This is a genomic window from Cellulomonas composti (assembly GCF_007990245.1).
Lineage (GTDB): Bacteria > Actinomycetota > Actinomycetes > Actinomycetales > Cellulomonadaceae > Cellulomonas > Cellulomonas composti.
This window is the reverse complement of record NZ_BJWG01000025.1, coordinates 1-5,599: the sequence shown is the minus strand read 5'-3', so window position 1 is coordinate 5,599 and position 5,599 is coordinate 1. Positions and strand designations below refer to the sequence as shown.

Below are 5,599 nucleotides of genomic sequence, written 5' to 3'. Positions count from 1 at the left end.
ATGCGCGTCTGTTCCTTGAGAACTCAACAGTGTGCCAAGTAGTCGATGCCATTCGGCCCTGCTTTGTGTGGGGTCGTGGCTAGATGGATCTGGGTGGCCCATCCCGTGGGTTGCCTGGGTTTTTTCGGCCGAATCTGATTGGTCACGCCTTCGTCAGTGGGGGTTGTGGCTGTTTCGTGTGTCGGTGGCTTGCCTGTTCCTTCGGGGGTGGGTGGGTGCCATGTTGACATTTACGGAGAGTTTGATTCTGGCTCAGGACGAACGCTGGCGGCGTGCTTAACACATGCAAGTCGAACGGTGATGGCCAGCTTGCTGGTCTGATCAGTGGCGAACGGGTGAGTAACACGTGAGCAACCTGCCCTCCACTCTGGGATAAGCCTTGGAAACGAGGTCTAATACCGGATATGACATTCCTGCGCATGTGGGGGTGTGGAAAGTTTTTCGGTGGGGGATGGGCTCGCGGCCTATCAGCTTGTTGGTGGGGTGATGGCCTACCAAGGCGACGACGGGTAGCCGGCCTGAGAGGGCGACCGGCCACACTGGGACTGAGACACGGCCCAGACTCCTACGGGAGGCAGCAGTGGGGAATATTGCACAATGGGCGAAAGCCTGATGCAGCGACGCCGCGTGAGGGATGACGGCCTTCGGGTTGTAAACCTCTTTCAGCAGGGAAGAAGCGAAAGTGACGGTACCTGCAGAAGAAGCGCCGGCTAACTACGTGCCAGCAGCCGCGGTAATACGTAGGGCGCAAGCGTTGTCCGGAATTATTGGGCGTAAAGAGCTCGTAGGCGGTTTGTCGCGTCTGCTGTGAAAACCTGAGGCTCAACCTCGGGCTTGCAGTGGGTACGGGCAGACTAGAGTGCGGTAGGGGTGACTGGAATTCCTGGTGTAGCGGTGGAATGCGCAGATATCAGGAGGAACACCGATGGCGAAGGCAGGTCACTGGGCCGCAACTGACGCTGAGGAGCGAAAGCATGGGGAGCGAACAGGATTAGATACCCTGGTAGTCCATGCCGTAAACGTTGGGCACTAGGTGTGGGGCTCATTCCACGAGTTCCGTGCCGCAGCAAACGCATTAAGTGCCCCGCCTGGGGAGTACGGCCGCAAGGCTAAAACTCAAAGAAATTGACGGGGGCCCGCACAAGCGGCGGAGCATGCGGATTAATTCGATGCAACGCGAAGAACCTTACCAAGGCTTGACATACACCGGAAAAGTGCAGAGATGTGCTCCCCGTAAGGTCGGTGTACAGGTGGTGCATGGTTGTCGTCAGCTCGTGTCGTGAGATGTTGGGTTAAGTCCCGCAACGAGCGCAACCCTCGTCCCATGTTGCCAGCGGGTTATGCCGGGGACTCATGGGAGACTGCCGGGGTCAACTCGGAGGAAGGTGGGGATGACGTCAAATCATCATGCCCCTTATGTCTTGGGCTTCACGCATGCTACAATGGCCGGTACAAAGGGCTGCGATACCGCAAGGTGGAGCGAATCCCAAAAAGCCGGTCTCAGTTCGGATTGGGGTCTGCAACTCGACCCCATGAAGTCGGAGTCGCTAGTAATCGCAGATCAGCAACGCTGCGGTGAATACGTTCCCGGGCCTTGTACACACCGCCCGTCAAGTCACGAAAGTCGGTAACACCCGAAGCCGGTGGCCCAACCTTTTAGGGGGGAGCCGTCGAAGGTGGGACTGGCGATTGGGACTAAGTCGTAACAAGGTAGCCGTACCGGAAGGTGCGGCTGGATCACCTCCTTTCTAAGGAGCATCTGGCAGCTTGCTGGTCCTGTCGTGGGGTCGGTGGGGTGTCCAGGCCCATGCCCTGGCCGAGTGTGCTGGGGGTGGTGCTCGAGGGTGGAACATCGACTATGGCCTGCTTGTCGTGGTGGGTGGCTTCTAGTACGTCTGGTGTCCTTCGGGGTGTCGGGGTGGGAACGGAGCTGTTGCTGCGGGGGTGGGCTTGGCACGCTGTTGGGTCCTGAGGGAGCAGCCGGTTGGTTGTTGCCTTGTGGGCATGTCCTGGGTGGGTTCGCCTTGTGGGGTGGGCCGGCTCGGGGGTGGCCTTCGGGTCGTCATGGGTCGCGGACCGCTGCTGCATGTTGCTTGCTCGTAAGGGTGGGTGGGTGTGGGGGTTGGCGTGGCTGGTCGTGGCGGGTCTGGTCGTTGCTTGAGAACTGCACAGTGGACGCGAGCATCTTTGAAATAGTCTTTGTGGTCAAGTTTTTAAGGGCACAGGGTGGATGCCTTGGCACTAGGAGCCGAAGAAGGACGTGGTAGCCTGCGATAAGCCTCGGGGAGTTGGCAAACGAACCGTGATCCGAGGATGTCCGAATGGGGAAACCCCGCCACAGTCATGTGTGGTGACCCGCACCTGAATATATAGGGTGTGTGGAGGGAACGCCGGGAAGTGAAACATCTCAGTACCGGCAGGAAGAGATATTCCGTGAGTAGTGGCGAGCGAAAGCGGATCAGGCCAAACCGTATGCGTGTTCAAGCCGGCGGGCGTTGCGCGTGCGGGGTTGTGGGACCTGTCAGTCGATGCTGCCGCATCGGCGGGGAGTCAGAAAGTCGCGTCATAGTCGAAGGGCATTGAAAGGCCCGGCACAGAGGGTGGTACCCCCGTAGACGAAATGGCGTGGCCTCCCGATGGGGATCCCAAGTAGCTCCGGGCCCGAGAAACCTGGAGTGAATCTGCACAGACCACTGTGTAAGCCTAAATACTACCTAGTGACCGATAGCGGACAAGTACCGTGAGGGAAAGGTGAAAAGTACCCCGGGAGGGGAGTGAAATAGTACCTGAAACCGTGTGCCTACAATCCGTCGGAGCCTCCCTAGCAGGGGTGACGGCGTGCCTTTTGAAGAATGAGCCTGCGAGTTAGTGGTACGTGGCGAGGTTAACCCGTGTGGGGAAGCCGTAGCGAAAGCGAGTCCGAATAGGGCGTCTCAGTCGCGTGCTCTAGACCCGAAGCGAAGTGATCTAGCCATGGGCAGGTTGAAGCGCGGGTAAGACCGCGTGGAGGACCGAACCCACCTGGGTTGAAAACCGGGGGGATGACCTGTGGTTAGGGGTGAAAGGCCAATCAAACTTCGTGATAGCTGGTTCTCCCCGAAATGCATTTAGGTGCAGCGTCACGTGTTTCTTGCCGGAGGTAGAGCTACTGGATAGCCGATGGGCCTCACCAGGTTACTGACGTTAGCCAAACTCCGAATGCCGGTAAGCCAGAGCGTGGCAGTGAGACTGCGGGGGATAAGCTCCGTAGTCGAGAGGGAAACAGCCCAGACCACCAGCTAAGGCCCCTAAGCGTGTGCTAAGTGGGAAAGGATGTGGAGTTGCACAGACAACCAGGAGGTTGGCTTAGAAGCAGCCACCCTTGAAAGAGTGCGTAATAGCTCACTGGTCAAGTGATTCCGCGCCGACAATGTAGCGGGGCTCAAGCACACCGCCGAAGCTGTGGCATTCACATTTCAGACAAGCCTTCGTGGTTCAGTCGTGTGGATGGGTAGGGGAGCGTCGTGTGGCGGGTGAAGCCGCGGGGTAACCCAGTGGTGGACGCCACACGAGTGAGAATGCAGGCATGAGTAGCGAATGACGGGTGAGAAACCCGTCCGCCGAATGACCAAGGGTTCCAGGGCCAGGCTAATCCGCCCTGGGTAAGTCGGGACCTAAGGCGAGGCCGACAGGCGTAGTCGATGGACAACGGGTTGATATTCCCGTACCGGCGAAGAACCGCCCATACCGAGCCCGGTGATGCTAACCGTCCGAGCCGGCGCACCGCGACCTTCGGGTCGCACCGCGTCGGGGAGCACGGGACCCGAACCGGTAGTAGGTAAGCGTATTAACAGGGGTGACGCAGGAAGGTAGCCAAGCGTGGCGATGGTAGTCCACGTCCAAGGTCGTAGGGCGAGGTGCAGGCAAATCCGCACCTCACACAGCCTGAGAGCTGACGGTGACCGCGAACGCGGGAATCTGGTGATCCTATGCTGCCTAGAAAAGCCTCGACGCGAGGTTCTAGCCGCCCGTACCCCAAACCGACTCAGGTGGTCAGGTAGAGAATACCAAGGCGATCGAGCGAATCGTGGTTAAGGAACTCGGCAAAATGCCCCCGTAACTTCGGGAGAAGGGGGGCCTGAAGCGTGAACCGGCTTGCCCGGGGAGCGTGGAGGGCCGCAGAGACCAGGGAGAAGCGACTGTTTACTAAAAACACAGGTCCGTGCGAAGTCGCAAGACGATGTATACGGACTGACGCCTGCCCGGTGCTGGAAGGTTAAGAGGACGGGTCAGCCGCAAGGCGAAGCTCAGAATTTAAGCCCCAGTAAACGGCGGTGGTAACTATAACCATCCTAAGGTAGCGAAATTCCTTGTCGGGTAAGTTCCGACCTGCACGAATGGCGTAACGACTTCTCCGCTGTCTCAACCGCGAACTCGGCGAAATTGCACTACGAGTAAAGATGCTCGTTACGCGCAGCAGGACGGAAAGACCCCGGGACCTTTACTATAGCTTGGTATTGGTGTTCGGTGCGGCTTGTGTAGGATAGGTGGGAGACTGTGAAGCCGGCACGCCAGTGTCGGTGGAGTCAACGTTGAAATACCACTCTGGTCGCTCTGAACATCTAACCTCGGTCCGTGATCCGGACCAGGGACAGTGCCTGGTGGGTAGTTTAACTGGGGCGGTTGCCTCCTAAAATGTAACGGAGGCGCTCAAAGGTTCCCTCAGCCTGGTTGGCAATCAGGTGGCGAGTGCAAGTGCACAAGGGAGCTTGACTGTGAGACAGACATGTCGAGCAGGGACGAAAGTCGGAACTAGTGATCCGGCGGTGGCTTGTGGAAGCGCCGTCGCTCAACGGATAAAAGGTACCCCGGGGATAACAGGCTGATCTTGCCCAAGAGTCCATATCGACGGCATGGTTTGGCACCTCGATGTCGGCTCGTCGCATCCTGGGGCTGGAGTAGGTCCCAAGGGTTGGGCTGTTCGCCCATTAAAGCGGTACGCGAGCTGGGTTTAGAACGTCGTGAGACAGTTCGGTCCCTATCCGCTGCGCGCGCAGGAAACTTGAGAAGGGCTGTCCCTAGTACGAGAGGACCGGGACGGACGAACCTCTGGTGTGCCAGTTGTTCCGCCAGGAGCACGGCTGGTTGGCTACGTTCGGAAGGGATAACCGCTGAAAGCATCTAAGCGGGAAGCCTGCTTCAAGATGAGGTTTCCACGGGGCTCGACCCCGAGAGGCTCCCAGCTAGACCACTGGGTAGATAGGCCGGATGTGGAAGACGGGACCAAAGACCGTCGCAGCTGACCGGTACTAATCAGCCGACAACTTCACCACAACAACTTGCGTTGCTTGCGTCCACTGTGCGGTTCCCGAGAAACGAACGGGAACCCGTTTGACAACTCGACAGCGTTACGGCGGTCATAGCGAAGGGGAAACGCCCGGTCCCATTCCGAACCCGGAAGCTAAGCCCTTCAGCGCCGATGGTACTGCACTCGCCAGGGTGTGGGAGAGTAGGACGCCGCCGGACACCATTCAGAAGAAGCCACCCCACCACGGGGTGGCTTCTTCTGTTTCCCCCCACCACAACCACCACCCCACCACAGCAACCCCCCGCCGACCGG

General features: G+C 58.8%; 3 rRNA genes. All 3 read left to right on the top strand.

Going from position 1 to position 5,599, the window contains the following annotated elements:
- Positions 1–229 precede the first annotated feature (229 nt).
- A 16S ribosomal RNA gene (locus CCO02nite_RS15510) occupies positions 230–1,748 on the top strand.
- A gap of 455 nt (positions 1,749–2,203) precedes the next feature.
- Positions 2,204–5,312, top strand: a 23S ribosomal RNA gene (locus tag CCO02nite_RS15505).
- A gap of 76 nt (positions 5,313–5,388) precedes the next feature.
- A 5S ribosomal RNA gene (gene rrf / locus CCO02nite_RS15500) occupies positions 5,389–5,505 on the top strand.
- Together the 16S, 23S and 5S rRNA genes form the textbook arrangement of a ribosomal RNA operon.
- The last annotated feature ends 94 nt before the right edge of the window (positions 5,506–5,599 follow it).